The organism is Streptomyces glaucescens (assembly GCF_002154375.1).
Lineage (GTDB): Bacteria > Actinomycetota > Actinomycetes > Streptomycetales > Streptomycetaceae > Streptomyces > Streptomyces glaucescens.
Window position 1 is genome coordinate 1 of record NZ_MUND01000276.1, and the last position, 2202, is coordinate 2202.

2 protein-coding genes and 1 pseudogene are annotated in these 2202 nt (G+C 71.0%); all 3 read left to right on the forward strand.

Annotated elements, in window-relative coordinates; genetic code table 11:
• Positions 1–659 (forward strand): annotated as a pseudogene (locus CCN42_RS19000) (arginase family protein); the annotation flags it as partial.
• A 116-nt stretch (positions 660–775) separates the two neighbouring features.
• Positions 776–1141: a MerR family transcriptional regulator gene (locus CCN42_RS19005; protein WP_086737266.1), complete on the forward strand. Its 366-nt coding sequence runs from the start codon at positions 776–778 to the stop codon at positions 1139–1141.
• A gap of 46 nt (positions 1142–1187) precedes the next feature.
• Positions 1188–2189, forward strand: a complete 1002-nt coding sequence (locus CCN42_RS19010; RefSeq protein WP_086737267.1) for an NADPH:quinone oxidoreductase family protein — start codon at positions 1188–1190, stop codon at positions 2187–2189.
• Positions 2190–2202 lie beyond the last annotated feature (13 nt).

Sequence of the window (2202 nt, forward strand, 5' to 3'; positions counted from 1 at the left end):
GGGACGGCGTGCAGGCGGCGTTCTGGGAGGATCCGCGGGTTCTGACGATCTCGCTGCACGAGCATCCTCGGACGTTGTTCCCGCAGACCGGGTGGCCGGAGGAGACCGGGGGCGGGGCGGGTGAGGGGTCCGCGGTGAATGTGGCCCTGCCGGCCGGGACCGGGGACGCCGGGTGGCTGCGGGCGTTCCACGCGGTGGTGCCGGAGCTGATCGCGGACTTCCGGCCGCAGGTGCTGGTGACTCAGCACGGGGCCGATACGCACTTCGAGGATCCGCTGGCGCACCTGGCGGTGTCGCTGGACGCGCAGCGGGCGGTGCAGATGGCGTGCCACTCGCTGGCGCACGAGTACGCCGACGGGCGGTGGGTGGCGCTGGGCGGGGGCGGGTACGCCGTGACGGACGTGGTGCCGCGGTCGTGGGCGCATCTCGTGGGGATCGCGGCGGGGCGGCAGATCGCGCCGGAGACGGTGATTCCGGAGAGCTGGCGGCAGGAGGTGTTCGCGCGGACCCGGGAACTGGGGCCGGGGCGGATGACCGATGGGCGGTGGCCGGTGGTCTTCCGGGAGTGGGAGGCCGGGTACGACCCCGCGGATCGGCTGGATCAGGCCGTGCTGGCGGCGCGGCGGGCGGTGTTCCCGCTGCGGGGGTTGTTGGCGTAGGGCTGCTGCCGTCCGGCTGTTGCGGGACAGGAGGTTGATGACGCCTGAACCGCTCCCCGCTTCGTCCTGACGACGGTGCTGGAAGATCGCGGGGCTGCGGGAGGTTGTCCCCAGGTATGCAGATCAGCGAAGCCTCCCGAGTGAGCGGTGTGAGTGCGCGATCGTTGCGGCACTACGAGGACGAGGGGCTGATCGTCCCCGGCCGCTGCAGCAATGGGTTCCGCGACTACTGCCAGTCCACGATCGACCGGGTACTCGTCATCCGCTCGCTGCTGGAGTCCGGGCTGCCCTTGCGGCTGATCCGGGAGGTTCTGCCCCGTCCGAACGGTGAACCTGATGCCGGTGCGGACGTGGTGTGCGCACAGTTCCTGCACGAAGTGCAGAGCTATCGCGATCGGCTGGCCGCACGCATCGCCATTCTCAGCGATCAGCGGGCGGCGCTCGACGCCTACCTCCAGCAGGCCCGCCGCACTGATCCCTGACAGCTGCTTGACCTTGACGCAAGTGTCAGGCTCCTACGTTCGCCGCATGGAGAGCAACGAGCAGCGGACCGTACGAGCACTGGTCCAGCTTTCGCACCGGGGACCGCAGGATCTGACCCTCACGACCGATCGGCGCCGCCCCGTCCCAGGGCCCGGTGAGTACCTGATCCGCGTCGCAGCCGCCGGGATCAACTTCGCGGACGTCATGCAGGCCCATGGCACGTACGCAGGCGGTCCACAGGCGCCCTACGTGGCGGGCTTCGAAGCCGCCGGCGAGATCGTGGGTGTCGGTCCGGACGTCGAGAGCCCGCTGCGGCTCGGCACCCACGTCGTCGGAGCCGGCCCCGGGGCCTTCGCGCAGTACATGACCATGCCGGCCGCGGGTGTCCTTCCGGTGCCGTCCGGCTGGAGCGACGCCGAAGCGCTCGGTCTGGTGTTGAACTGGGCCACCGCCTTGGCGGCGCTGCAGCCGTTGGGCGAGGTCAAGGCCGGTGAGGTGGTGCTCGTCCATGCCGCGGCCGGCGGCGTGGGGCAGGCCGCTGTCCGTCTCGCCCGTCACTACGGCGCGCGCGTGATCGCCACGGCGTCACCGGCCAAGCATGCCACCGTCAAGGCGCTCGGCGCCGACGAGGTCCTGAACAGTCGGCACCCCGGACTGGCCGCGGAGATCACCCGTCTGACCGGCGGGGTCGACCTGGTCCTGGAATCGGTGGGGCAGGCCACCTTCGAGACGAGCCTGGCGGTCACCAAACCCTTCACCGGACGCGTCGTCGTGTTCGGCGCCGCCTCCGGCGATGCCACCGTGACCACGCACGACCTGGTCTTCACCCACCAGGTCCAGATCAAGGGCCTGCACATCCGTGCGCTGGCCACCGAGGCGCCCTCCCTCTACCAGTCGCTGCTCACCGAGATCGAGGCGCTCATCGCCCACGGCGTCTACCCGCCCGGCACCCCGCAGGTTCACCCGCTGGCCGAAGGGCCGGAGGTGCTGCGGCAACTCGAGGCCGGCCAGACCCGCGGCAAGCACGCTCTCGACCCCTGGCGCTAGGTCGTGTCCGCAA